Source organism: Aeromonas sp. 600479 (genome assembly GCF_049175515.1).
Lineage (GTDB): Bacteria > Pseudomonadota > Gammaproteobacteria > Enterobacterales > Aeromonadaceae > Aeromonas > Aeromonas veronii_A.
The window spans coordinates 79,575-105,429 of sequence record NZ_JAAKVF010000018.1 but is presented as its reverse complement, the minus strand read 5'-3'; the positions used below and the strand labels follow the sequence as shown (position 1 = coordinate 105,429).

24 protein-coding genes are annotated in these 25,855 nt (G+C 59.5%); 8 read left to right on the top strand and 16 right to left on the bottom strand.

What is annotated here, in order from left to right; genetic code table 11:
* Positions 1-146 precede the first annotated feature (146 nt).
* The 4 genes from folA to G5149_RS17360 form a co-directional block, all read right to left on the bottom strand.
* Positions 147-638 carry a type 3 dihydrofolate reductase gene (folA, locus tag G5149_RS17375; protein ID WP_216978158.1) on the bottom strand — a complete coding sequence of 164 codons (492 nt, stop codon included), beginning with the start codon at positions 636-638 and terminating at the stop codon, positions 147-149.
* Between the two features lie 18 nt (positions 639-656).
* Positions 657-1,124, bottom strand: a complete 468-nt coding sequence (locus G5149_RS17370; RefSeq protein ID WP_026035076.1) for a threonine/serine exporter family protein — start codon at positions 1,122-1,124, stop codon at positions 657-659.
* Positions 1,121-1,918, bottom strand: coding sequence for a threonine/serine exporter family protein (locus G5149_RS17365; protein WP_421213134.1), 798 nt, complete (start codon positions 1,916-1,918; stop codon positions 1,121-1,123). The genes G5149_RS17370 and G5149_RS17365 overlap by 4 nt, the downstream gene beginning before the upstream one ends.
* A 235-nt stretch (positions 1,919-2,153) precedes the next feature.
* Positions 2,154-2,489, bottom strand: coding sequence for a DUF3135 domain-containing protein (locus tag G5149_RS17360; protein WP_139410235.1), 336 nt, complete (start codon positions 2,487-2,489; stop codon positions 2,154-2,156).
* Between the two features lie 382 nt (positions 2,490-2,871).
* Between G5149_RS17360 and mog the strand changes: the two genes are divergently transcribed.
* Positions 2,872-3,402: a molybdopterin adenylyltransferase gene (mog, locus tag G5149_RS17355; RefSeq protein WP_005354170.1), complete on the top strand. Its 531-nt coding sequence runs from the start codon at positions 2,872-2,874 to the stop codon at positions 3,400-3,402.
* Positions 3,403-3,485: 83 nt separating this feature from the next.
* Here the strand turns inward: mog and G5149_RS17350 are convergent, their stop codons facing one another.
* The 7 genes from G5149_RS17350 to trmB all read right to left on the bottom strand — a co-directional run bounded on the left by G5149_RS17350 (position 3,486) and on the right by trmB (position 9,142).
* Positions 3,486-3,887 carry a DUF2541 family protein gene (locus G5149_RS17350; protein WP_129503427.1) on the bottom strand — a complete coding sequence of 134 codons (402 nt, stop codon included), beginning with the start codon at positions 3,885-3,887 and terminating at the stop codon, positions 3,486-3,488.
* 169 nt (positions 3,888-4,056) lie between these two features.
* Positions 4,057-4,266, bottom strand: a complete 210-nt coding sequence (locus tag G5149_RS17345) for a YgdI/YgdR family lipoprotein (RefSeq protein ID WP_129503426.1) — start codon at positions 4,264-4,266, stop codon at positions 4,057-4,059.
* Between the two features lie 113 nt (positions 4,267-4,379).
* Entirely contained in the window at positions 4,380-5,555 is a 1,176-nt protein-coding gene (locus G5149_RS17340) for a S8 family peptidase (protein ID WP_227342051.1), read from the bottom strand.
* 124 nt (positions 5,556-5,679) lie between these two features.
* Positions 5,680-6,975, bottom strand: coding sequence for a sulfurtransferase (locus G5149_RS17335; RefSeq protein WP_421213132.1), 1,296 nt, complete (start codon positions 6,973-6,975; stop codon positions 5,680-5,682).
* Positions 6,976-7,004: 29 nt separating this feature from the next.
* Positions 7,005-7,925 carry a glutaminase B gene (glsB, locus tag G5149_RS17330; protein ID WP_005348151.1) on the bottom strand — a complete coding sequence of 307 codons (921 nt, stop codon included), beginning with the start codon at positions 7,923-7,925 and terminating at the stop codon, positions 7,005-7,007.
* 122 nt (positions 7,926-8,047) lie between these two features.
* Positions 8,048-8,380 carry a YggL family protein gene (locus G5149_RS17325; RefSeq protein WP_005348158.1) on the bottom strand — a complete coding sequence of 111 codons (333 nt, stop codon included), beginning with the start codon at positions 8,378-8,380 and terminating at the stop codon, positions 8,048-8,050.
* Positions 8,381-8,428: 48 nt separating this feature from the next.
* Entirely contained in the window at positions 8,429-9,142 is a 714-nt protein-coding gene (gene trmB, locus G5149_RS17320) for a tRNA (guanosine(46)-N7)-methyltransferase TrmB (protein WP_421213130.1), read from the bottom strand.
* Between the two features lie 274 nt (positions 9,143-9,416).
* Here trmB and G5149_RS17315 point away from each other — a divergent pair, with 274 nt between their 5' ends.
* Positions 9,417-10,484, top strand: a complete 1,068-nt coding sequence (locus G5149_RS17315) for a M28 family metallopeptidase (RefSeq protein ID WP_421213129.1) — start codon at positions 9,417-9,419, stop codon at positions 10,482-10,484.
* A 201-nt stretch (positions 10,485-10,685) separates the two neighbouring features.
* Positions 10,686-11,867, top strand: a complete 1,182-nt coding sequence (locus tag G5149_RS17310; RefSeq protein ID WP_337072474.1) for a PLP-dependent aminotransferase family protein — start codon at positions 10,686-10,688, stop codon at positions 11,865-11,867.
* A 73-nt stretch (positions 11,868-11,940) separates the two neighbouring features.
* Here the strand turns inward: G5149_RS17310 and G5149_RS17305 are convergent, their stop codons facing one another.
* On the bottom strand, positions 11,941-13,470 hold the full coding sequence (locus G5149_RS17305) for an EAL domain-containing protein (protein ID WP_421213126.1): 1,530 nt from the start codon (positions 13,468-13,470) through the stop codon (positions 11,941-11,943).
* A gap of 246 nt (positions 13,471-13,716) precedes the next feature.
* Here G5149_RS17305 and G5149_RS17300 point away from each other — a divergent pair, with 246 nt between their 5' ends.
* Positions 13,717-14,622 carry a TIGR01777 family oxidoreductase gene (locus G5149_RS17300; RefSeq protein ID WP_110302630.1) on the top strand — a complete coding sequence of 302 codons (906 nt, stop codon included), beginning with the start codon at positions 13,717-13,719 and terminating at the stop codon, positions 14,620-14,622.
* A gap of 127 nt (positions 14,623-14,749) precedes the next feature.
* Here G5149_RS17300 and G5149_RS17295 read toward each other — a convergent pair whose 3' ends face one another.
* Both G5149_RS17295 and G5149_RS17290 read right to left on the bottom strand, forming a co-directional pair.
* Positions 14,750-17,197, bottom strand: a complete 2,448-nt coding sequence (locus G5149_RS17295) for an ABC transporter permease (protein ID WP_421213124.1) — start codon at positions 17,195-17,197, stop codon at positions 14,750-14,752.
* Between the two features lie 36 nt (positions 17,198-17,233).
* Entirely contained in the window at positions 17,234-17,929 is a 696-nt protein-coding gene (locus tag G5149_RS17290) for an ABC transporter ATP-binding protein (RefSeq protein ID WP_421213122.1), read from the bottom strand.
* Between the two features lie 56 nt (positions 17,930-17,985).
* Between G5149_RS17290 and G5149_RS17285 the strand changes: the two genes are divergently transcribed.
* Positions 17,986-18,597 (top strand): arylesterase, encoded by a 612-nt coding sequence (locus G5149_RS17285; RefSeq protein ID WP_421213121.1) that lies wholly within the window; start codon positions 17,986-17,988, stop codon positions 18,595-18,597.
* Positions 18,598-18,612: 15 nt separating this feature from the next.
* On the opposite strand, the gene G5149_RS17280 is transcribed toward G5149_RS17285, so the two are convergent.
* Positions 18,613-22,068 carry a NahK/ErcS family hybrid sensor histidine kinase/response regulator gene (locus G5149_RS17280; protein WP_421213120.1) on the bottom strand — a complete coding sequence of 1,152 codons (3,456 nt, stop codon included), beginning with the start codon at positions 22,066-22,068 and terminating at the stop codon, positions 18,613-18,615.
* Positions 22,069-22,412: 344 nt separating this feature from the next.
* Here G5149_RS17280 and G5149_RS17275 point away from each other — a divergent pair, with 344 nt between their 5' ends.
* The 3 genes from G5149_RS17275 to G5149_RS17265 are packed head-to-tail and all read left to right on the top strand — an operon-like array spanning position 22,413 to position 24,466.
* Positions 22,413-23,024, top strand: coding sequence for a DUF2975 domain-containing protein (locus G5149_RS17275; protein ID WP_337072479.1), 612 nt, complete (start codon positions 22,413-22,415; stop codon positions 23,022-23,024).
* 7 nt (positions 23,025-23,031) lie between these two features.
* Entirely contained in the window at positions 23,032-23,241 is a 210-nt protein-coding gene (locus tag G5149_RS17270; protein ID WP_005335250.1) for a helix-turn-helix domain-containing protein, read from the top strand.
* Between the two features lie 7 nt (positions 23,242-23,248).
* Positions 23,249-24,466 (top strand): hypothetical protein, encoded by a 1,218-nt coding sequence (locus G5149_RS17265; RefSeq protein WP_216978143.1) that lies wholly within the window; start codon positions 23,249-23,251, stop codon positions 24,464-24,466.
* Between the two features lie 77 nt (positions 24,467-24,543).
* Here G5149_RS17265 and G5149_RS17260 read toward each other — a convergent pair whose 3' ends face one another.
* Positions 24,544-25,698 carry a 3-phenylpropionate MFS transporter gene (locus G5149_RS17260; RefSeq protein ID WP_216978142.1) on the bottom strand — a complete coding sequence of 385 codons (1,155 nt, stop codon included), beginning with the start codon at positions 25,696-25,698 and terminating at the stop codon, positions 24,544-24,546.
* Positions 25,699-25,855: the final 157 nt, after the last annotated feature.

Here is a 25,855-nt window from a genome sequence, read left to right as displayed (position 1 = left end):
TCCGTTTCACACCTTGTCCCATCCGGTTCTCCATTTATTGGGAGGAAAGGTGTAAACCATATTCAGGACGGGACACCCGTGCGAAAAAAGCCCCTTGTGCAACACAAGGGGCTTTTTCGTGGCTATCGGTTAGCACATGCCATGATTCAGCGGCGCTGCCAGGTCTCGAATCGGTAGGGGTGCGGGTTCTTTTCATCGGCAGGGTGGCTCTCGCAGTCGATGCGCAGCCACTGGCCATCATCAAACGCGGGGAAGCGGGTATCTCCTTCAACTGACAGATCGATTTGCGTCAGGTAGAGACGATCCGCACTCGGCAACATCTCGGTATAGAGATGACCACCACCGATCACCATCAACTCTTCCACCGTGCTACTCGCCAACAGGGCCAGTGCCGCCTCGACTGACCCCACGACCTCGATGCCCCCAGCCTGATAACCGGGATTGCGGCTGATCACCAGATTGCGCCGTCCGGGCAGCGGTCGACCGATGGATTCGAAGGTTTTGCGCCCCATCAATACCGGTTTACCGAGAGTGACACGCTTGAAGTGAGCCAGATCGGCAGGCAGATGCCAGGGCATCTGGTTGTCCTTGCCGATCACCCTGTCGTGGGCCATGGCGGCAATCATGGAAATCTTCATGGGGCCTCTCACCGTCTGTCAGATTATGGGGCGGTTACGGTACACGACCAGAGAGGGGATCGCCAAACCGAAACTGAGGGCACCAACGATAAAGAGCGCCTTGAGGCCGTTCTCTACCGCACTCTGGATTAACTCCATGGTCACGCCGTTGATATTGAGCTCTACCACCGCAATCATGGTTTTGAACGCATAACTGCCCGGGATCATCGGAATAATCGAGGCAACGCTGAACACCGGACGCGGCGCCAGCAGACGGCGCGACCAGTAGACGCAGACAAAGCCGACCGTGGTCGCCGCCGCCAGCGTCGCCCACTCGATGGGCATACCATAGTGGATCAGCAGGGTACGCAGGCTGTGGGCCAGCGCGCCGCCCATGGCGCAATACTTCAACATCCGTGGCGGCACGTTGAACAGCATGGCAAACCCCACCGCCGGAATGGAGGACCAGAAGGCATCCTTGGCCAGTAGCCAGAGCAAATCCATCATACTTTCCACCCCCAGATACCGGTGACCGACATGGCCAAAATGATACCTATGGCGGCGCTGATGGTCAGCAGGGTCGCGGTCCCCCAGCGGGCCAGCCCCATGTTGAAGTAGCCCTTCACCATGTCGGAAACCGCATTGATCAGCGGAAAGCCCGGCACCAGCAACAGCACGCTGGCCGCCATGGCGAGATAGGGCTGGTCACCCCAGTTGAAGAAGGTGGCGCTGGAAGAGAGCAAGGTGGCGATAAAGCCGGTGGCGGCAAAGTTGATGAGCGGACTGTGATGATGGCGGGCCATCAGCTGGCGCACCCGCATCGCGACGGCAGACGAGAAGCAGGTCACCAGGAAGATGGGCCAATCACCACCAAACAGCAGACTAAAGGCTCCACAGGAGAGCCCTACCATGGGCACCACCAGCCAGGGGTGATAATGGAAGGGGACAATGGCCTCGAGGCGCTGGCGCACTTCCCGTGCGCCGATCAGCTCTTTCTCCGCCATGATGCAGATCCGCTGGATTTCGCACACCACCTGCATGTTGATGCCATGTTCACGCACCCGCCGGGTAGTGGTGACACAGCTGCCCTGATAGAGACTGGTGAGCACAATGGCGCTCGACGAGATAGCCATTTCGACACTCTCCAACCCCAGCGCCATCCCCAGTCGCACCGTGGTCTGTTCGATGATCCGGCTCTCCGCCCCGAACTGGGCCAACAACTGACCCACCTTGACGATAATGCGGGTGATCTCTGTCTGTTGCTCCCGCGACAACACCCGTCTTGGTGTGATACTTCTCATAATCCCTTCGAGTCGTAGCAATAAAAATTTCGGCCATATTAGCCTAACTTTTACCGTTATTCATCCACCTCAATCACAACCTGACTAATAAGTTATTACAAGAAGGAGAAAAGAGATTACATCACAAATACATTACGACTAACATTAAAAACCATAACAATCAGGTCGTCAGCAATTCCCTTTATTATGACCTCACCGATTTGGCTGAAATATCAACCAAGGAGTTTCTTGCAGATTATTTACGACGTCGATAGTCCGCCAGACGGATTATTTTACCACTGCCATCGTTTTCAGGCGGAGGCTCTCCCTCTTCTCTGAACTGGATCATTTCGCTGCGCATCAGATAAAAGGATTCCCGCATCATGTTGGCAATCCGGATACAGCTGTCTAGATTGTTTTTAGCCAGCCGACGCTGACCATCAATCTTGAACTGCAATCCGCGCAGACGGCGCTGCTGATCCGGGCTAGCCCGGGCCATCAACTGGTCTATCTGCTGCCTCAGGATCGCATCCAGCCGGGAAGGCTCACTCGCAGCCAACTCCTTCAGGGTGTCAAAATCAGGCAACTCCATATGCCCTCCTTGGCGACTATTGCTGGCTCTACAACTTGAGGAACCAGCCATATAAAACTTTATATACGACCGAGCGGCAAAGAGCTCACCACACCACTCAGGTAATCGTTATTAAAATGGCAACCATGATGAAAATCATCCATTGAAATAACATGCAGAAACAAACATTTGCTTAAAAAAGAAAGAGCATGCAAAACACTTAGACATTTTAGGCTGCTTTTTTATGTTTTTTATTTCCAATAAAAGTCGGGATAAATTAATTTTGCTTCATTCGACTCTTTATCATCCATAAAATGACCAGTAGCTCCTTCCGACGATTTAACATATCTCACTGATTATGTTATTTTAATTGCCACTTTTATCGGACATTCAAGAGCAGACCATGAGCAAGGCAAAAATCGGTATCGTCACCGTCAGCGATCGCGCCAGCGCGGGCATCTATGAAGACCTCTCCGGCAAGGCCATCATCGACACCCTGAACGCCTATCTGACCTCGGAGTGGGAACCTGTCTATCAGGTGATCCCCGATGAACAGGATCAGATTGAAGCGACCCTGATCCGGCTGGCGGATGAAGAGCAGTGTTGTCTCATCGTCACCACAGGCGGCACCGGCCCGGCCAAGCGGGATGTCACGCCGGAAGCGACCGAAGCGGTGTGTGATCGCATGATGCCGGGCTTTGGCGAGCTGATGCGGGCCGAATCCCTCAAGTTTGTGCCGACCGCCATTCTGTCGCGCCAGACTGCCGGGCTGCGCGACGATACCCTGATCGTCAATCTGCCGGGCAAGCCCAAATCGATCCGCGAGTGTCTGGATGCAGTATTCCCCGCCATCCCCTACTGCATCGATTTGATGGAAGGGCCGTATCTTGAGTGCGATGAAACTGTCATCAAGCCATTTCGGCCGAAAAAATAGCAAAGCCGACCATAAAAAATAATGGCGAGCCACGGCTCGCCATTATTTTTAGCTCATCTGTTCGTGCAGACAAAATGCATCGATTATTTACGGCCGAATACTTTTACGCCCGCTTTGCTGCGCTCTGAATTACCGTACACTTCGATCTTTTTCACACAACGACGCGAACCCAGTGATTTCCACTCGGTCTCTTTATCACTGCTCATCTCCCGATCGAAGCGAATGGTTTTGGTACGATCACCACCATAGGTCACCACCACCCGATCCAGGGTCAAATCACGTTCCGCCTTCACCTTGATATATTTGGTCTGACGGCAAATCACCAAAGGAATTGTCGCACCATGATCACCGGCCCCCAGCAAAATAGTCCGCCCCAGCGTGAACTGATCATCGCCAGCATGGCTGGCTGACGCCACCACCAGCAAGACACCACCCAGCAGGGTGCGCGCGGAAAAACGGGAATTCCAGATAGACATCAGGGACATAACACCTCCAATAAAAAACGGAGTGCAATAATACGGACCGAACCATAACGGAAGCTGTACCCGAACGCGCATTTGTGGCGAAAGAGGTGCGATTGCCTGAGAAAATGGAGAGATTTGCCGGTAAAAATGTGAAGGGCCGCATATTGCGGCCCTGACTGCATATGAGCGCTCAACGCTCCATGATCTGGGTCACATCTTCTTTATTGATCATCACCTCACGCCCTTCATGATCGTAATAGCGATACATACCGGTACTCTCGTCCAGCTTGGGCTTGCTCTCTGTGGTGATCATCTTGCCATCCTTGGTGCTCATGATGTATTGGGAGCTGCATGCTACCAGCCCCAGGGCGCACACCAGGATCATCATCAGTTTTTTCATAGGCGCACTCTTCTCCTTTCACCCTCACCACGAGGGTGTCATATCCAGCCTACTCCAATCCGGCAGGCAGTCGGAAACTTGCACAATAAAGTGAGATCACCATCAAAAATCAGTTACTTGCGACCACCCGGTTTGCCACTGCTACCGGTACCGGAACCACAGCCAAGTGCCAGCCGATCTGCCGCGGCTCTGGCCTGCACCAGACCATAGCCATAGCTGTTGTCCCGTCCGACAGCCCCCAGATCCTGGGCGCTGCTGCGCAGGGTCTGGCGCAGTTGATCATTGCTGCACTCCAGCCGCTGTGACCAGGCCAGGGTGGCGACCCCGACCACATGAGGGGTCGCCATCGAGGTACCGCTGTAGCTGGCGTAACCACTCGGCACGGTCGACAGCACAGCAACACCGGGGGCCGCCAGCTCCACCTGATCGTTGCGTTGCGAGAAATAAGCCAACTGCTTGCTGCTATCGATAGCAGCCACGCTCACCACACTGCTGTAAGAGGCGGGATAGGACTTGCTGGTGTTGCCCGCATTGCCCGCCGCCGCCACACTCAACACATTCTGGCTGTAAGCCTGATTGAACGCCTGCTCTTCCGTCTTGCTGGGCACATTGCCCCCTAGGCTCATGTTGATGACCATGCGAGTAAAGCCACGACTGCTCATCCCCTGCTTGCAGGCATTGAGGGCCCCCACCAGGTTGGAGGTATAAGCCCAGCCGTTGGCGCCAAACACCTTGATGATGTGCAGCGGAACACTCTGATTCGGCAAGACACCGACCACGCCCATGTCGTTCCCCCCAATGGCGGCTATGGTGCCTGCCACGTGGGTGCCGTGACCGTTTTCGTCACTGCTCCAGCTGCCAGTACCAGCGTTGTCACTACCCTGCACCTGCGCCCCATGGGGCAGATCCGGGTGATTGCCGCTATAGCCAGAGTCAATGATGCACACCAGCACCTCTCCGGCCATACCATCGCTCAGTTGTGGCGCCTGTACCATGGGAATGCCATAAGGCAGGGTCTCGGCACTGGCATAACGCTTGGCATCCGGCTCCACCCACAGCACGTTGGGGTTGCGCGCCAGCGCTGTCGCTGCAGCAGCTGGCAACCAGAGCGCCAGCGCATGCTGCTCGGGCAGTTGCAGGGCCAGCTCGCCCCCCATCCCTTTGCTTTGGGCCAGCACAGCGGCCTCCGCCCCCGGCTTGAGTTGCACCAGATAACGAGCCCGTTCGGCAGCCATTACCCCCTGTGCCAGTACGCCTGCCACCAGCAGGCCTGTCCATATCCGTCTCATCAGCCACTCCTTCCATCGACCTGATAGCCACCAGCAAAGTGTAGTGGCAGGCTGGCGCAGGTCCGAGCGGATACAAAAAGGCCGGACATCTGTCCGGCCTCTTCTTTCAAGCGCAAGAGCGCAATCATGACTTGGCGGGCTGGCGCTCACCGGTCACGGTCGGGTTCTTGGGATCGGAACTCCACTCATACCAACCGCCGTCGTAGACGCTGATCCGTTTCCAGTCCATCAGCCAGGCGTAGAAGAAGGCCTCGGAGGCGCGCCAGCCGGTACCGCAGTAGAATGCGGCCTGCTGAGTTGGCTCGATGTTCCACTGCTCCCACATGGCGAGGATCTCGCGGGCCGGCTTCATGGTGCCGTCCGGGTTGTGGAAGTCGCTCATGCTGTTGGCATCCACCCCACCGTGACCCCACTTGGCCCCCGGAATATCGCCCTTCGGCTTGATGTAGCTGTAACCTGAGGTGTTGCCGACAAACTCGTCCCAGGTACGCACACTGACCAGTGCGCTATCGGGCTGCTTGAGCAGCTCTTTCGCCTGACTTAGCGTGGTGTAGTACTCGGGGTGAGCGGGAATGGCCACGCCAAACTCCTTCACCGGCTCATATTTGTTGGGCAGGCCGGTTTCGGTGCGCAGGTGCTGGATAAACCAGGCATCCAGGCCACCGTCCAGCAGGCGTACATCTTCCACCCCCGCATACATCATCAGATGCGCGGCACGGGCAGCCGCCATGGTGTTGCGACCATAGAGGATGACGGTGGTGTCGTGACGGATGCCGTTATCCAGCAGCAGCTTCTTGAGCGCTTCGTCAGAGACCTTGTTCCACAGCGGCTCCTCTTCGAGGCTGTTGGTATCGATATATCCGGCCCCCGGGATGTGGCTGATGAGGTAGGCCTTGGGTGAACCCCAATCCACTTCAAACAGCTTCCAGTCACCCTTGGGCGCAGCGGCAACCGGCTTGCCCTCTTGCAGATCCGCCAACCAGCGCGGATAGACCAGCTGCTGCCAGCGTGCCAGCGACTCGCGCGGTGCGGGTTGCCACCCTTGCAGCTCGAACAGCTGCTTGATCCCCTGCTTGCGCAGCAGACGGGCCACCTCGGCCACTTCGCGGGACGCGCCGTAGAGGGCAACCGGACGATCGGCCTTCAGCCCCTTGATCTCGAGGGCCTTTGGCCACTCTTCATCGCTGTATTTCCACTCGGCAGAGAGGTTCTCGGCGCCCGCCACATGGCCGCCCTGCTTCTCCCCTTCCATCGGCCACCCCTGATAGAAGTAGCTGGCGCGGGTATCCAGGATGACAGCCTGTTTGGCCTTGGCATCGGCCAGCGAGAGCGGTGGCAACTCCCCTGCCACGGCGGGCAGGGCACACCAGAGCAGTAAGGTCGCCAGCGCGGCCTGCAGGAAGCGAAGATGTCGTTTCATGGTGATTTCTCGATTCATAGTGAACAAGGTTAAAAAATGGAGCGACCCAGCCGCTCGGCCAGCAGCTCCAGCGCCGCCGTGCCCGCCAGCGAGTTACCGGCTTTGTTAAGCTCCGGCGACCAGACACAGACGCAGAGCTCGCCCGGGATCAGGGCGATGATACCGCCGCCGACACCCGATTTGCCCGGCATGCCGACACGATAGGCAAAATCGCCCGCCTCATCATAGAGACCGCAGGTGGCGAGCAAGGCGTTGACCTGTTTGGTGGTGCGGGCGGGCAGCAGCGGCACGCTCTCACCCAGTGGCACACCACGGTTGGCCAGATAGATGAATGCCCGCGCCAGATCGACGCAGCTCATGCGAATGGCACAGGCATTGAAGTAGCTTTGCAGCACCTTGTCCACTTCGTTTTCGAAGTTGCCATAGGCCTTCATCAGATAGGCGATGGCGGCGTTGCGGGCAGAGTGCTGATATTCGGAGCGGGCGACCACCTGATCCGCCATGATGGCCGGATTGCCGGAAAGACGGCGCACCAGCTCGAGGGTACGCTGACGCGGCGCAGTGAGGCGGGTCTCCAGCAGATCGCTCACCACCAGCGCCCCGGCATTGATAAAGGGGTTGCGGGGGATCCCCTGCTCGAACTCGAGCTGCACCAACGAGTTGAAGGGCTGGCCGGAGGGCTCCTTGCCAACCCGGGCCCAGATCTCCTCCTCCTGATAGAGGGTGAGTGCCAGGGTCAGGCTCAGGGCCTTGGAGATACTCTGGATGGAGAAGGGTTCAAAAGCGTCACCGGCGGTGAACAGCTCCCCCTCGACGGTACAGACTGCGATACCGAGCCGATCGGCCGGTACCTGAGCCAGTGCCGGAATGTAGTCGGCCACCTTGCCTTGTCCCAGCAACGGGCGCACCTCTTCAAGGATGCTGGCCAGTAATTCGGATGACAACACCATAAGCAATAAGCGATTCCATGACTAAAACAGCGTTGGAGATCCCATCCCCACTGACAAAAATCCCGCCAGCGGCGGGATTTTTCAGTTACCCACAACAAGGCGCCAGATGCGGCAGCCTTGTATCAGGCCGGTTCACCGTACCAGAGGTCGAACAGCTCGGTAACGACCACGGCTTCCATCCCCTTGCCTTCCAGCCAGGATTTGACGGCAGCGCGGTCTTCTTCGGTACACTTGCCCAGTTGCTGGGTGCAGATCATCCCTTCCCAGGCCAGGTGACCGGAGCCGGCAAAAGCCAGTTTGCGGGGTTCAACAACCTCATCGATCATCGCATCGACTACCGCATCGATGGTCTCTTCGGCAGTGCCGACCGGGAAGTTGAAACTGATGTCGAAACCCATTTCCTGGAATTCATCGACGCGCAGTTTCTTGCGCAGGCGGCGGCTACGATTGGCCATGATAGCTCCTCAAGTTAGTTGATACGCTAGGTGTGTTGACGTGCCAGCTTAGCTGACACGCTTGAAAATCAGATCCCAAACCCCGTGGCCGAGACGGTGGCCACGTTGTTCAAATTTGGTCAGCGGACGCCAGTCAGGGCGCGGCACCCAGTTACCGGAAGCAGAGGTGTTCTCGTAACCCTCGGCGGCGCTCATCACTTCCAGCATGTGCTCTGCATAGTTTTCCCAGTCGGTCGCCATGTGGAACACGCCACCGATGGCCAGCTTCTGGCGAATATCCTGAGCAAACGCAGGCTGTACGATGCGACGCTTGTGGTGACGGCTCTTGTGCCAGGGATCCGGAAAGAAGAGCTGCAGGCAGGAGAGTGAACCGTTCGGGATCATGTGCTCCAGCACTTCGACTGCGTCGTGACAAATGACCTTGAGATTGGTGACGCCCGCTTCCTGCGCGCTGCCCAGACAGGCCCCCACGCCCGGGGTGTGCACTTCAATACCGATGAAGTTCTTCTCGGGGGCATTCCTGGCCATCTCGACCAAAGAGGCGCCCATGCCAAAACCGATCTCCAGCACCACAGGAGCTTCACGGCCAAACAGTGCGACCAGATCGAGCTGCTTTGGCTCGAAATCGATGCCCATGACCGGCCAGAGCTCTTCCAGGGCCTTCTCCTGCCCTTTGGTCAGGCGGCCTTCGCGACGGACAAAGCTGCGGATCTTGCGCATGAACTTGCCGTCTTCGTTAAATACATCTTGGGTCACAGGCATAATGGTCTCGTTATTTCATCAATCCGGGTAATACATCTTGTGTCCGATCCCGAGCGGGACCGCTCGCGGCTCGGCATTTCATCGACCCGCGAAAACAGGGGAGCGAATTATCCCAAGATAGGCCCAAGGCGCAAGTGTTTCACGAAACAAATCCCTCATCTCTCACCAATTCATCTATAACGGTTGACAAATGCCGACCCGTTCACAGAATCGGTCACGCGTCGAGTGCATGCTGCCTGCGCAAATAAAACCATACACAACAAAGGATTGCAGTATGAAATACACAGCATTGGCGTTTGCCATCACCGCTTTGCTTGCGGGGTGCAACACATCAACAAATGACTCGCAAGCTCCTGCCGCCGCCGAGCAAGCCTATGAGTATCTGGTGCAGTTGAGTTCAACCGCAGAAGGGATTGGCGCACGCCCCACGGGGACAGAGGCAGAAACTCGTGCCGCGGCCTGGATCCAGGACCATCTGACCGGTTGGGGCTACGATGTGCAACGCCAGTCCTTCACCTACACCAAAAATGGCGCCAGTAAAAACTCCCAAAACCTGATCGCAGAGCTCAAGGGTAAGAGTGACAAGGTGATCCTGATCGGCGCCCACTACGACAGCACAGGTGACAAGAAAGGCTCTGAAGGGGCCACCGACAACGGCGCTGGCGTCGCGGCCCTGCTGGCAGTGGCGGAGGAGCTTAAAGGACAAACCTTGCCCTACACGGTTCGCTTTGCATTCTTCGGCGCGGAGGAGAACGGTCTCAACGGTTCCAAAGCCTATGCCGCCAGCCTCGACAGCACCGCCGTCGCCAAGCTGCTGGCGATGGTGAACTACGACACCATCGCCGGGGGCGACATCGTCTACGTCCACTCAGCCCACTCGGACGTCGCCGAATACAACTGCGCCGATCCGAGCCGCTACAGCTTCGATCCCAAGGTGCGGGATCGCCTCCTCACCCTCTCCAAACAGACAGCGACCCCATTTGCCATTCATCCCAGCTACAGCGGTTATCCGGAAGGGGAGACCGGCAGCTGGTCAGATCACGCCCCCTTTGCCTGCCTGGGGGTGCCGATCGCCTACGTTGAAGCGACCAACTTCACCATCAACGGTGCAGATGGCTACGACGGCTACTCCCAAAGTACCAATCCCGCACTATGGGATTGCTACGACGATGCCACCAAGAGCGCCTGCGATCGTGACAGCGAAACCCAGTGGGGAAAAATCTGGCACACCCAGTATGACCGCCTCGACAAGATGGCGGAACTATTCCCAGGCAGAGTAGAAAGCCAACTTGGCGCCAACACCGACCTGATGATCCGCTTCCTCAAGGAACCGGGTTTGTAAGGTCAGTTGCTTTTCAACAAAACAAGATCGCCCCAACTCAATGCATTGTCGCCACACAGACAGGTAAAATTCGGGCAGGTGCCAAACCTGCCCTTTTTGGGCGATTTTTGTGACAATCATTGCCTCATTTCTGAAATCTGATACAAACGGATAACCTGGCGGTCGAATGGAGCGACCGCCCACATGCCGAGAGAATTGTCTATGCAGCCGTTTTTTGCCCAGCGCTTCGAGAAAGTCGAACCTTCCTTTATCCGTGAAATCCTCAAAGTTGCCGCCAATCCGGAGATCATCTCCTTCGCCGGTGGCCTGCCCAACCCCCATCTGTTTCCGGTCAAGGCGATCGATCAGGCCTGTCAGGATGTACTGCGCGAGCAAGGGGCTGCCGCCCTGCAATATGCGGCGACAGAGGGCTTCGCTCCACTGCGCCAGTATATTGCCGACCGCTATCTGGCCCGCCACGGCATGCAGGTCAATCCGGACAACATCCTCATTACCAGCGGCTCCCAGCAGGCGCTGGATCTGCTGGGCAAGGTACTGATCGACGAGGGACAGGATCTCATTATTGAAGAGCCAGGTTACCTTGGCGCCATCCAGGCCTTCTCTGTCTACCAACCCACCTTCAAGCCAATTACCCTCGGCGAAGCTGGACTGGATCTGGCGGCGCTGGATGCGTTGCTGGCAAACGGCTCAAATGCCAAGCTGCTCTACGGCGTGCCCAATTTCCAGAACCCGAGCGGCGTCTCCTACAGCCGTGCCAATCGCGAGGCGCTAGCCGAACGACTGGTCAACCACGAGCTGTTGATGGTGGAAGATGACCCCTACGGCGAGCTGCGTTTCGAAGGGGAACATCTGCCCCCGATTGCCAAGCTGGCGCCAAACAATACCGTGCTGCTCGGCTCCTTCTCGAAAACCGTGGTGCCCGCCTTCCGTCTGGGCTGGATGCTGGTGCCGGAGTGGCTGCGCAAGAAGGTGACTATCGCCAAACAGGCCACCGACCTGCACAGCAACGCCTTCAGCCAGCAGGTGCTGCACCGCTTCCTGACCGACAATTCACTGGATGCCCATCTGGAGAAGATCAAGGAGATCTATGGTCGCCAGCGTGCCGCCATGGAAGCCGCGCTTGCCCGTCACTGCCCGCCCGGCGTCAGCTACACCAGACCCGAAGGGGGCATGTTCCTCTGGCTGACCCTGCCTGACCACATCAGTGCCATGGCGCTGTTTGACGAGGCGATCAAGGAGAAGGTGGCCTTCGTACCCGGCGCCCCCTTCTACGTGCGCCCAGAGATCAAGAACACCTTGCGTCTGAGCTTCTCCTGCGTCGATGAAGCGACCATCGAGGAGGGGGTCAAACGCTTGGCCCGCGCCCTCCAGCGCATGCTCTGATCGCCCAAGCCAAACCGTATCAACAAAAAACCAGCGAGCATCGCTGGTTTTTTTATGTCCTCAACGCAACCCATCAGCCAAACAGGGTCTTGCAAAACTGCTTCATCGGGATGGGACGGCCATAGAGATACCCTTGCAAATAATCAACATGGCGAGTCCGCAGGTAGTCCGACTGCACCTCAGTCTCCACCCCTTCCGCAACCAGCTTCAAACCCAGCCGGGTTGCAAGATCGATCACATTCTCGACGATATGGCTGGAAAGGGCATCAGACCCGATCATTCCGACAAAGCTCTGATCGATCTTGAGCGCATCTACCTGGAACTGCTGCAGATAAGTCAGGCTGGAGTGGCCGGTACCAAAGTCATCGATGGCGATCATGACTCCCAACTGACGCAATTCAGCAAACAGCTTGTCGGTCGTCTCGTCCGCAACAATCAGCTCCCGTTCGGTCAGCTCCAGCACCAACTTGACGGGGTTATCCTTGAAGGCGTTGATAAAATCCCTGCAGTCGGTCACCAAGCTCAAATCCTTGCAGTGACTGGCACAAATGTTGAAACCGAAATGAAATCCGGCTGGCAACTTGCGGGCATCAGGGGAGAAATAGTCGCGCACCTGAGTCATCAGCAGGCTGGTCATGGGCACGATCAACCCGCTATCTTCCGCCAGCGGAATAAAGCGATCCGGCGAGATCATCCCCTGCTTGGGATGTTGCCAGCGCATCAGCACCTCACAGCCATGCCATCGCTCATCCTCACCGGAAACCACCGGCTGCAGGTAGGGGATAAACTCCTCCTCGATCAACGCCCGCTTGAGCTCCTCTGATGGTGAGCGGCTACGCCCCATCAGCCTGAAGGAACCGATCCCGACCAGCAAGGCCAGCAGAGGATAGAGCACGATACTGCCTGCGGAGTGGCGCCAAGCGTGGATCAGATAATCATGGTTAGTGACCTGAGTGGCTACCTGGTAAGGGAAACTGGCTGACCGATAGGATAGATACCCCTCTTCCGTAGCAGAAGGGGCGGGCCCCATCTGGCCCGAACCAAACAGCGCCGTATTTCCCACCACCAGGGCAATCCGTGAATTCTTGCTGGAGATATCCAGGGTATTGCGCAGGTAGTACCCATCTACCACGATCAATACACTCCCCTTGTCTGTCTGGTGACGCAGCACGATCAACGGACGATCCGGTGTGACCTCATTACCCGGTAGCAGTTGTAGCCTGCCTTCCACATAGATGTCCGGATTGAAGAGACCATCGTAGTCACCATAGAGCGAGGTGCAGTAGATGTGGCTACCAATAGCCAGATTGGCGGAACGCACATCGGGTACCGTAGTCACCTGCTCGCGCAACCGCTGTGCCGCCTCCTGGCAGGGGTGACCCAGCATCCCCTCCAAATTGATGGCTGCTTGCCGAGCATGATTGAAGGTCCTGTCGAACATCTCCATAGCCCGCTGCAAACGAGACTCCGCATCCCGCTCTATCTCCGAAACAGTTTGCCAGATGATGGCAGCCCCCCCCAGCAGCAGGATCCACACCCCAATCAACAGCGACACCAGAAGCCGCTTGTAGAGCTGACGAAGTTTCAATCGACGAAATGGCATGCGGCCTCTTTATTGTGCAAGTCGGGGGACAGCCCGGATGGAAGGCGACAAGGATCGCAATGACTTCGATGGAGCAAAATAACCACCCGACAGAAATCAATCAGTTAACGCTATTATTCCACACCTGGCGGCAAATCAGCGGCACGGTTAACACAGTTGAGTTGCTCATCACATACTCTGCGACCCTGCTTGTTGATCCAGAATCAGCCAATTAGAGTAGAGCAAAAGGGAGCAGGAGTGTGCAGCATGAAAATTCTGATTACCGGCGGAACAGGCTTTATCGGCCGCAAGCTGGTTGCCCATCTCAAGGTCAATCACGAGGTCGTGGTATTGAGCAGGCAGGGGAGCCGCGCATACTCCCTGCTGGGTCACGATATCAAGGTATTGGATAACCTAGACCGACTCGATGACCTCAATGACGTGGACGCCGTGATCAATCTGGCGGGTGAACCCATTGCCGCCGGACGCTGGAGCGAGTCGCGCAAACAGCTGCTCTGCGATAGCCGCTGGCTGTTGACCGAGCAACTGGTGGATCTCATCAAGCTATCCAGCACGCCGCCCAAGGTGCTGATCAACGCCTCCGCCATCGGCTGGTATGGCAGACAGGGCACCGAAACCCTCGACGAGCAGTGCCGCTCTCCCAACGACGAGTTTACCCACCAGCTCTGCCAGCAGTGGGAGACCCTGGCGCAGGAAGCCCAGAGCCGCCAAACCCGGGTCTGTATCGTGCGGATCGGGCTGGTGCTTGGCATGGATGGCGGCGCCCTGCCCAAAATGCTCCCCCCCTACCGACTCGGACTCGGCGGCCCCATGGGGTCAGGCAGCCAGATGATGAGCTGGATCCATGTGCAGGATCTGGTGCGCGCCATGCTGTTCTTGCTGGATCACGAAGAGTGCAGCGGCATCTTCAACGGCACTGCGCCCCATCCGGTCAGCAACCGGGAGTTCAGCCAGACCCTTGCCACCACGCTGCACCGTCCACACCTCTTCTTCGTCCCGGCGCCGCTGTTGCAACTGGTGATGGGGGAGGCGGCAGATCTGCTGCTGACCGGACAAAAGGTGATACCAGCAAGGCTGCAACAGGCCGGTTTTCACTTCAGCTATCCCGAACTGCCGAGCGCCCTCACCAATCTGCTGCGTGAGCCCCGCTAACTCACACCCGCTCGCTGCGTCCACTCGTCAGCACCTCATATAGCAAGCAGCCCGGCCAATGGCCGGGCTGCTTGTTTATGGTGGCTGCGCTATTGCACCTTGTGTGCATCGGCTCGCGTTGGCGGGATTACAACAACCCCTGACCCAGCCCTCGCAGCCGATCGCTCAGGGTGCCAGCCAGCAGCTGGCGCTGCATCCCCTGCCCCGCCAGCGTCACCAGCAGTGCCCCCAGCGTCGGCAGGCCGAGCCAGATGGCCCAGTGGAACTGCCACTGCCCCTCGAACCACCACCACTGCAGGCCAAAGGAGCAGAGCTCCACCACCATGGCGGCACAGAGCCCAGCCAGCGCACCACTGGCCACCAGCTCCCAACGCAGCATCTTCCTGAGCAGACCGCTACTGGCACCCAGGGTGCGCATCAGCAACAGCTCGCGCCGACGCTGAGCCATGCTGGCCTGGGTCTGGGTCAGGAGCACCAGCAGCGCGGCCACTGTCACCAGCCCCAACATCAGCGCCAGCGCCCGGCTCACCTGCTCCGATACCTGAGTGAGCCGCGCAATCAGGTCATCCACATCGATAAGGCTCACCGTGGGGTGACGGCGGATCAACTCCACCTCGGCAGTGCGCCCCGCCTCGGGCAGCCGGTAGCTGCCAAGCCAGGTTCGGGAGAAGGGTGCCAGCAGATCCCCGGAGAAGATCATGTAGAAGTTGGGGCGCATATTGTCCCACTTGATGCTGCGCAGACTGGTAACCCTGGCGCCGAAATTGCGACCCTCGATGGTAAAGGCGAGCATGTCCCCCAGCTTGATATCGAGTCGCTTGGCCAACTCGCTATCCACCGACACCTCGCCGGGCCCGGCGAGCCATTTCCCGGCCACTAGCTTGTTGTCGATTGGCAGGGTGGCGGTGGTAGTGAAGTTGAGCTCCCGATCGACCCCCTCGCGGCCACTGCTGGCCCCCTCGCCCACCGCCTCACCGGCGATATGGGTCAGCCTGCCGCGCACCATGGGGTAGAAGTCGGAGGTGGTGGCCCCGGCTGCCGCCAGCTCGCTCAGGATCCCCTCCCGCTCATTCTCGGCCACATTGACCAGAAAACGGTTGGGTGCATCGACGGGAAGACGAGCCGAAAACTCATCCAGCAGATCGACCCTTGCCGCCCAGAGCAAGCCAAACAGCATCAATGCCAGCGCAAAGCCCGCCAGCTGGAACAGGCCGCTGCTGCGCTCGCGCGACAGGTGGGCCAGCGCCAACCGCAAGGCATGAGGTCCGTTCACGTTTGCTCCCAGCCGCAACATCAGCGCCGCCAGCAGGGCCAGCAGCCCCATCAGCAAGCCCATGCCACCCACCAGACCCAGCGCCAGCCGCACATCGGCGGTAAAGCCCCAAACCAGCGCAAACAGCCCGAGCAACCCGACCGGCAGGGCCAGCCAGGGGGGAATGCCCGCCTCCAGCTCCCGGCGCAATACCCGCAGCGGCGGCACTTTCAGCAGCCGCAAGAAGGGCACAAAAGCGAGCAGCAGGGTGATAAAGAGCGCCACCGCTACTCCCAGGGCAAAGGGGCGCCAAGAGGGAGGCGGCAGATCCGGCGGCAGCAGGTCCCCCAGCAGTTGCAAGGTGATCCACTGCATGGCCGTACCCGCGACCAGACCCAGCAACGCGCCGATCAGCGTCAACGACAGCAGCAGGGTTCCCATCAGTTGCCAGAGCGAGCGACGGGATGCCCCCAGGGTTTTGAGCAGCGCCACCATATTGGTCTGGCGCTCGGCAAAGTGGCGCACCGCGATCCCCATCGCCAACGCCCCCAGCAATACCCCGCTTAGGGAAGCAAGCCGGAAGAAACGCTCGGCATTGGCCAGCGAGCGGCCGACACGGGATTCGCTGTCATCCGGTTTGATCCACTTCTGTCCGGCCTGCAATTGTGGCAATAACCACTGTTCGTAACGAGCAAGCGGCTCCCGCGGCCCCTTGAACAGATAGCGCCACTGCTGGCGGCTGCCGGGTAGCAGGGCACCGGTCGCCTCGATATCGGCACTGTGGATCAGCGCCCGCGGCGCCAGCAGGAAGGGGCTGAAGCCCTGATCCGGCTCCTCACCAAGCAGGCCTGCCACCTTGAGCACCGTATTGCCCACCTCCAGCTCATCCCCCGTTTTGGCCTTAAGCAGCTGCATCACCCGGGCGGAGAGCCAGATCTCGCCGGGGGCCGGGGCACGGGCCGGTTCCAGCTCCAGCTTGCCGTAAAAGGGGAAACCGTCGGGCACCGCCCGAATGGAGGCGAGCTGCAACGCATCGCCGTGAAACAGCATGCTGTTGAAGCTGACGGTGGTCTGCACCGCCAAGCCATCCAGTTTCGCTCGGGCCAGCCAGCCATCCGGCAGGGCGGCGGCAGTGCGCAACACCCGATCCGCCCCGATAAAGTCGCGGCCCGACGCCTTGAGCCCGGCATCGAGCCGATCCGCGACCAGCGCCACACTCAAGACGCACGCCACGCTCAGGGCCAGCGCCAGCACAAACCAGCGTAGCTCGCCACTGAACCCTTCCCGGCGCAGCAGCCGCCATCCCAATCGCCACTGCATCATCCCTTGTATCTCCCGCCTGATCCGCAGCTCACCCCGTTACACCACATCATGGGCCACCTCGCGATCCAGTCTGCCCGCCGTCATGACCAGTTGCCGCTGGCAACGCTCGGCCAGCTGATGATCATGGGTCACTACCACCAGGGTGGTGCCGTGCTTGCGATTGAGTTCAAACAGCAGCTCGATCACCTTCTCGCCGGTCTTGCTGTCGAGGTTGCCGGTCGGCTCATCCGCCAGCAGCAGGCTGGGACGGGTCATAAAGGCGCGGGCGATGGCCACCCGCTGCTGCTCGCCGCCGGAGAGCCGTGGCGGCAGATGGTGCAACCGCTCGCCAAGCCCGACTGCCGCCAACAGCTCGCGGGCCCTCGGCTCGCAGTGGCGTTCGCCACGCAGCTCGGCAGGCAGCATCACATTCTCCAGCGCCGTCATGGTCGGGAGCAGCAGAAACGACTGGAACACAAACCCGATCTGCTCGGCGCGCAATCGGGCCCGCCTCTCTTCATCCTGCTCGCCCAGGGATTTGCCGAGGATTTCGATATCCCCCTGACTCGGCAGATCGAGCCCGGCCAGCAGCCCCAGCAGGGTGGACTTGCCGGAGCCGGAGGCGCCAACCAGGGCCACCGTCTCGCCGCTATTGACTTGCAGATCGATCCCTTCAAGGATGGTGAGGCTTTCCTGGCCGAGGCGAACCGATTTGCCGAGGCCCTTGACGACAATAATGGGGGTTGAACTCATGCTCTGTATCCTTTGTTCCAATCCCTTGATGACAATCCATAGCGGGAGTTGAATTGATGGTGCGTATTCTGTTTGCCTTGTTCGTTGGCCTCGGCAGCCTGCTCTCGTCGGCTCAGGCCCAGACCCTGCTGGTACTGGGAGACAGCCTGAGCGCCGGCTATCAGATGCAGGTTGAGCAGAGCTGGCCCGCCCTGCTCAACCAGAAATGGCAGGCAGAGGGGGGCAAACACACCCTGCTCAATGCAAGCATCAGCGGTGAAACGACACAAGGGGCTCTGGCCCGTCTGCCCGCCCTGCTGAAGGAGCACAAGCCGGACTGGCTGCTGATCGAACTGGGGGGCAACGATGGCCTGCGCGGCTTCGCACCGACCATTACCCGCCAGAATCTGGCCAGTATGATCGCGCTCGCCAAGGAACAGCAGACCCGTGTGGTGTTGACCCAAATCCAGCTTCCCCGCAACTACGGTGCCCGCTATCTGCGCCAGTTTGAACAGATCTTTCCCGAGTTGGCCCAGGCTAACGATCTGCCCCTACTGCCCTTCTTCATGGATGATATTGCGCTGCGCCCTGAACTTATGATGAACGATGGTATTCATCCCACCCCGGCGGCCCAGCCCAAAATCCGCGACAAGGTAGCCGCTTTTATTGAGCCCCTTATGGAGCCATAAGTAACATCCCCCTGTTTACCTCAGCAGCAGGCTGTTCATCAGGGCCCGCAGTTTGAGCGGTTTGACCGGCTTGCTGATGTAGCCATACCCTCGCTCACGGATCTGCACCTGCAACTCGCTCTTGCGATCGGCGCTGATGACGATGCCCCCCAACTCGTCACCACACACCTGTTGCAGCGCAGCCAGCGCCTCCAGCCCGGTCTTGCCATCGTCGAGGTGATAGTCGGAGAGCACCAGTCTCGGCACAAACCCGTCTGCCACCAGCGCTTCGGCTTCGGCCAGATCGACGGCGCAACGCACCTCGCAGCCCCAACGGCTGAGCAAAGTGCTCATGGCGGTCAGAATATCCCGCTCATTGTCGATGCAGAGCACAGCTACGCCTTCCAGCTGGCTGTCACGCACCACCGGCGCCGCCAGCTGATGGGCCGTGACCGGCCGGGTCGCCAGATTGAGGGTCACCGCAAAGACCGATCCCTTGCCCGGCCAGCTTTGCAGGGTGAGCTGATGGCCAAGCACCTGCGAGATGCCGCGGGCGATGGCGAGCCCCAGACCCAGCCCCTGCTCCTTGGCGGTACGGGAGTGATCGAGACGGGAGAACTCGTCAAAAATAGCCTCCTGCTTGTCCTGCGGGATACCGGGGCCGTTGTCCCACACCTCGATGCGGATCTTGCTTCCTGACCTGCGACAACCGAGCAGCACCCGCCCCCCCGGATTGTAGCGAAACGCATTGGTCAGGAAATTCTGCAACACCCGGCGCAGCAGCCGCACATCGCTATGCACCGCATGCTTGCTCTCCACCACCGAGAAGTGGATCCCCCCCGCCTGTGCCAATACCCCAAATTCCGCCTTGAGGTTGTCGAACAAGTCATGCAGGGCGAAGTCGAGTTTCCTGGCTTTGAATTTGCCCGCTTCAAGCCGCGAGATATCGAGCAGATCGCTAATGAGATCCTCGGTCGCCCCCAGCGCATCGTCGATATGGTGGGCGATACGTGCCGGTTCCCCCTCGGCGGGCAACATCTCCAGCAGGGAGGAGGTAAACAGCTTGGCCGCATTGAGGGGCTGGGTCAGATCGTGGCTGACCGCCGCCAGAAAGCGACTCTTGGAGTGGTTGGCCCGCTCCACCTGCTGGTTCACCAGCAATAGTTGACGGTTGAGCTCGGAGAGCTCACGGGTGCGCTCGGCCACCCGTGCCTCCAGATGTTCGTTCGCTTCGCGCAGCACCCGTTCGGCATCGCGAAACGGGGTGATGTCAGTAAAGGTCATGACAAAACCACCGGCGGGCATGGGGTTGCCCTGCATCTCGATTACTCGCCCATCCGGGCGCTCCCGCGCCGAGATATGGGCGCTGCCCCGCTTCATAAAGGCGACCCGCCGCGCCACATGATCCTCGATATCGCCGGGGCCACAGAGCCCCTGCTGCGCGTTGTAGCGGATGATCTCTTCAATGGGGCGCCCTGCCTGAATAAGCCCGGGCGGATAGTGGAACAGCTCGATGTAACGGCGGTTCCAGGCCACCAGCCGAAGCTCCCTGTCCACCACCGAGATCCCCTGCCCGATATGCTCGATCGCACCCTGCAGCAGGCCGCGGTTGAAGCGAAAAACGTCGGAGGCTTCATCGACGATGGTGGCGATCTCCTCGAGCTGCATGTTGCGCCCCTGCAGGGCAGAGGCGAGCACCAGCCGTGCCGATGAGGTACCAAACACCCCCGCCAGCAGCCGCTCGGTGTGGGCAATCAGCTCGGCCGAGGCCTGCATCTGGGGCGCCAGGGTGCCGCCCCGCTCACCGGCGAAACGACCAAAGGCGCGTTTGACCCGGCTTGAACCGACGAAGCGGGCCGCCAGCATCTCCAGCTCCTTGACCGAGACCCGCGCCTGATAGAGGGCGGCGGTATCGCGGCTCGGCTTGCCGACAAAGTTGGCCGCCTGCAGCCGCTCGCTCACCGCAGGGCGCGACAGCAGCGAGCCCGCCACATAACCGAGCAGGTTGAATAGCAAGCTCAGGAAGATGCACCAGGCTCCGAGACTCAGCTCGCGAAATGCGGGCCAGTCCGGCGGTGCCAGCAGTTCGGCCAGCGGTGAACCGGCCAACAGCCCGCTCTCCACCAGCAGGGTGACGAACCAGAGGCTCACCCCGAGGCTCAACCCAAGATAGACCCCCTTGCGATTGCCGTGACGCCAGTAAAGACCGAGCAGCAGGGCTGGCGCAAACTGGGCCACCGCGCCAAAGGAGAGATAGCCGATGCGCGACAAGCTGGTGAGATCGCCGAGCCAAAGGTAGAGCCCCCAGGCCGCCAGCAAGATCAGCAAGATGGCGCCACGGCGCACCTGCAACAGCAGCCGTACCAGCCGCTCGTCACGCCCCTGCCGCCAGAAGCGGCGCAGCAGCACCGGCAGCACCAGATCGTTGCTCACCATGATCGCCAACGCGATGGTGCAGACGATCACCATGCCGGTGGCCGCCGAGGTGCCGCCGAGAAACGCCAGCATTGCCATGCCATCGAACCCGAGGGCCATCGGCAGGCTGATCACATAGGTGTCGGAGGCCATGTCGGCCCCCACCCACTGCTTGCCCGCCAGCGCCAGCGGCCAGATAAAGAGCCCCATCACGAACAGGTAGAGCGGGAAGATCCAGCGCGCCCAATGCAGATCCTGTCCCTGATTGTTCTCCACCACAGTCACATGAAACTGGCGCGGCAGGCAGATGACGGCGCACATCGCCAGCACCGTATAGATGGCAAGCTCCAGCAGGTTGCCAGGGCTCACCGCCACCACCTGTGCAAAGAAGTCGCGAGTCACCACCTCGTGAGCCTCGCCCGGTTTGCTCAGGATCAGCCAGAGGGCGAAGCCCCCCACCGCGATAAAGGCCAGCAATTTGACCACCGACTCGAAGGCGATGGCTACCACCATCCCCCTGTGGTGCTCGGTGGCATCGAGATGGCGGGTGCCGAACAGGATGCTGAACAGCGCCAGCAGCAGAGTGACCCCGAGCGCCAATTCGCTGGTGTTGCTGGTCGGGCTGATGCCGCCGCTGTTGACCATCAGCAGATCCAGCCCGGTAACGATGGCTTTGAGCTGCAACACCAGATAGGGGAGGATCCCCATGATGGCGATGAGGGCGATCACCATGGCAAGCCGCTGGGATTTGCCGTAACGGGCGGCGATAAAGTCGGCTATGGAGGTGATGTGCTCGCGCTTGGCCACCAGAATAAGGCGGGCCAGTAGCCGCCAGCCAAACAGAAAGACCAGCATGGGGCCAAGGTAAATGGGCACCGGTGACCAAGGGGATTCACTCGCCTGCCCCACTGTGCCGAAGAAGGTCCAGGAAGTGCAGTAGACCGCCAGCGACAGGCTGTAGAGCAGCGGTTGCCCCTTGAGACGGTGCCGTTTGTGCTTGTCTGCCACGAAGGCGATCAGAAACAGCAGCCCAAGATAGATGAGCGACAATCCGATCAGCAGCCATCCCTGGTGCATCGATAACCCCTTGTAGATGTTGAGTTTTTGTATACAACCTCGCCAGTCTAGAGAGGCGACAGCCAAAAGTCATCCCCCTGCAGGCAGATTGAATTTATCGTTTTTCAATAAATTCAGCCTTGACACTATATCGTAAAACGATAAACACTAGCGCCTGTTTATTGATAAACAATAATTTCATGCGCGCACGCTCCATCTTTCTCTTTCAAGCAAGAGGTGAAACGATGAAACACCACACGCTCGGACACATCAGCGACCTCATCGAATGGTTCCTGCTGCTGACCCTGCTGGCAGCACCGTTCATGGCCCTAATCTTTCTGTCACATTCCATCTGGAGATAAACGATGAAACACAACAAGCTCGAACGAATGAGCGGCCTGATCGAGTGGGTTCTACTATTTGCACTGGTGGCCACACCACTTATGACCGTCATGGGAGCCTGGTCACACCTGTTGGGTGGCAACGACTATCTGCATCAGGAGCTGGTCGATGCCCTGGCAGTGAATGACGGTTCCACACTCCGCAATGTCCCACTGAACATGCCCTCGCCAGTAGTGACCACTCCGGCCCCCTCGATTGCCGACTACTCCCTCAGTATGGGAACCCGCCTGCTGGCGACCCTGGTCATGCTACTGCCTGATGTAGTTTTCATGCTCATCCTGTGGCAACTGCTCCAGCTGTTTCGTGGCTATCGACGCGCTATGCTGTTCACCTTCGGCCAGATCCGTCGTTACAAGATGATCGGACTGCTGCTGTGTGCCAGTTTCATCGCCGAGATCATCACCACGCCACTGCTGGATATAGTGCTCACTCTGCATGGCCCTGAACTGTACTGCACCATCAATATCAGCTCCTCAAACTTTCAGCTGCTGCTGGGTGGATTGATCGTCTCGGCGCTGGCACTGGTGATGCGGGAAGCAAAGCAGCTGGCCGATGAACAACAACTGACGGTGTGAGGATCCCATGCCCATTATCATCCGGCTCGATGCCCTGCTGGCCGAGCGCAAAATGACCGCCCGCGAACTGGCCCAGCGCATCGACATCACCGAGGCCAACCTCTCGATCCTCAAGAATGGCCACGCCAAGGCGGTGCGCTTCTCCACCCTGGAGGCCATCTGCCGTGAACTCAAATGCCAGCCCGGCGATCTGCTGGGCTACGAGCAGGAGCGCTAACCCTCTTATGAGTCGTCATATCACCCTGTTTGCCCTGTGGCTGCTGCCGCTGTGGGCCTGCGCTGGCAATGACGCGAACGGCCCCCGCTACCTTATCGAGCAGGGCGCCAGCGCCAATGTGCTGCAAGTGCACCTCACTATGCAGGGCAAACCTCCCTTTACCCTGCTCCCCGCTCGTCAGTTGCCGGGCAGTGCCACGCCGGTTTCCCCCGCGCTGGTCTGCCTTGCAGACAACCAGCCGGTTGCCCTCAACCAGCCCTTCTCCTGCAAGGAGATCGGCTGGCAGATCACGCTCACACCGGCTCCGGCAGAGGGTGCTGATGCCTCGGCCCAACAGTCGCTGCTGTTTGCCCCTGACCAGTGGCTATTGACCGAGTGGGGTAACTTTGTGCGCCAGATGGGGAGTCGCCAAGGAAAGGTTTGTCTGCCGGATGGCAGCTGCCAACCACTGCCGGATGTCAACCAGCCGCCGCTGATCCTGCCATTTGGTCTGGACACTGTGCCCGTCACCAAGCCGGATCCGCGGCTGGTGCTGAGCCATGACGAGACCGCCAACCAGCTCGATCTGCCAGCCTTGCAGCAGCAACTGAATGAGATCATCGACTATCTGGCCTTCCAGCTCGATGTGGAGCCACCCACTCATCCATGGCAACTGGTGTGGCTGGGGCGGGATGTGGCGACCCGCTCCCTTGGCGGCGCCGCCGGGGATCAGGTGTTTGTCGCCAACTACCCCACCGAGGCTGGCAAACCGACGCCACAGGCCCCCTTGCGCCTGCTGCGCACCTCGGCCCACGAGGCGGTGCATATCCTCAGCGCTCGCCACTCTGCTCCACAACCCACCTGGGTCAACGAGAGCCTCGCCGAGTACCTCGCCATCAAGGCGCTGCGCCGCTTTCGGCTGCATCAAGTCACGGCGGTCAACGAGCTGGCCGAGCGGGGCAAACAGATGCCCCATCGCGAGAGCGGCCTCTATCGGGCAGCTCGCGAGGTGCTGGCGGGCGATCGCTCCTACTACCCGCTCTTTTACGTCAAGGGGAGCGCCTTCTGGGAAGCGCTGGAGCGGGAACTGCAACACAATGACGTGACGCTGGCGCAACTGCTGCCCCAACTGGGCTGGCTGCCGGATGGACGCTTTGATGCCGCCTCCAATGAGCTGCTTGCCGGCACCATCGGCTCGGATACCTGGCGCCGTCTCAGCCGCCTCTATCTTGGCGAGCAGCAGTAACGCCGCAAACTGCAACAACGAAAAAGGGAGAGCCGTGGCTCTCCCTTTTGTGAGGAGATGATTCAAATAGACAAATATCAGGCTGGAGCACTCTCCTGCGCAGACGGCGCAAAGGGACGCAGCCGCAGGAAGAACACCGGCAAGACCACCAGCACCATCAGGAAGAAGATGCCGCCGCCGAGAGGCTCGAACAGCACGCCGCAGAGTGCCATCAGGGCCGCCACCGTCATGCCGAGGCCAAGGGCCGCATAGAGCGCCTGAGTCGGGATCAACTGCTCGGCCGGTAGCTGACGGGTCATAAAGCGCACCGCCCCCAGATGGCTCATACCGAACGTCACCGAGTGGAGCAATTGCCCCAGCACCAGCACCCACAACTCGGTCGAAGCCCCCAGCAATACCCAGCGCACCACACAACCGATGGCACCGGCGATAAAGAGACTCTGGGCGCCAAAGCGCTGCAAGAAACGCTTGTCGGCGGCAAACATACAGATCTCCGCCACCACCCCGAGCGCCCACAGATAGCCGATGATGGTGCCGCTATATCCTTGCTCCTTCCAGTAGATGGCGCTGAAACCGTAATAAGCGGCGTGGCTCCCCTGCAGCAGAGCGGTCAGCAGCAGGAAACGGCGCACCGGTGCGCTGCGCAGGGTTGCCAGCAAGGACGCCTTGGCGCGCTCGTCCTGACTATCCTGTGGCGCCGGATAGAGCGGCAGCCAGCTGAGCAGCAGCATCAGCACCAGCCCCGCCACCATGGTGTGCAAAATCCAGTCACTACCGAAGTTGCCCACCAGCGCCCCTACCAGGGTAGAGGCGACGATAAAGGCAAAAGAGCCGCACAGCCGCACCTTGCCGTAGTCGATATGCGCCTGCACCACCATGCGGGTTGCCAGCGCCTCACCTACCGGCATCAGGGTCGGGTAGATAAAGTTGGCAATCAGAGTGAGACCGACCAACCACCAGAGGTGATGGCTGAGATAGAAGCCAAGGAAGGCGAACAGACTGAGCAGAGATAACAATCGGGTAACCGGCAGCAGATGACCCGCCCCCTTGATCTGCCCCATCACCATCAGGTTGCCGGCAAAGCGGATCGCCATCCCCGCCCCCAGCAGGAGACCAATCATCTCGGCGCTGACGCCCACCCCCTCCAGCCAGAGCGACCAGAACGGCAAGTAAGCGCCGTAGACAAAATAGAAGGCGCCGAAAAAGAGCGCTAACCAGGAGAACGCGGGCATAGATCCTCTGCAACCAGATGACGGGAGCAGAATGATAACTCATCCGCCCCCACAGATCCCGATGGAAACCCCGCTAAGAAAACGGAAAAACTTCAACAAAATTGAACTATTACCGAAGGTACAGGGTCTACTTGGTAACACCTCCTCCTGGTTAGTG